The sequence below is a fragment of the Shewanella sp. S1-49-MNA-CIBAN-0167 genome, assembly GCF_040310145.1.
Taxonomy (GTDB): domain Bacteria; phylum Pseudomonadota; class Gammaproteobacteria; order Enterobacterales; family Shewanellaceae; genus Shewanella; species Shewanella psychromarinicola.
Genome location: NZ_JBEOPO010000196.1, coordinates 1 through 287, shown reverse-complemented (window position 1 = coordinate 287; position 287 = coordinate 1). Strand labels below are relative to the sequence as shown.

1 protein-coding gene is annotated in these 287 nt (G+C 50.5%); it reads right to left on the bottom strand.

What is annotated here, in order from left to right; translation table 11 throughout:
- Window positions 1–287 (bottom strand): urocanase-related protein (locus AAEZ00_RS20990; protein ID WP_502959353.1); only part of this gene is annotated, 287 nt, incomplete at both ends.

Below are 287 nucleotides of genomic sequence, written 5' to 3'. Positions count from 1 at the left end.
TTCCACAATACTCGGCCTAAACGTACCGCAGCCTCATCGGTTCCGTCGGCCACTATCACCACCCCAGAATGTTGACTAAAGCCCATACCAACGCCGCCACCATGGTGTAATGACACCCAAGTTGCACCACTAGCTGTATTGAGTAAGGCATTCATTAATGGCCAATCTGACACCGCATCAGAGCCGTCTAACATGGCTTCTGTTTCGCGATTTGGACTGGCAACTGAGCCTGAATCTAAGTGATCTCGGCCAATAACAATCGGTGCCGCTAACTCACCGTTTTTGAC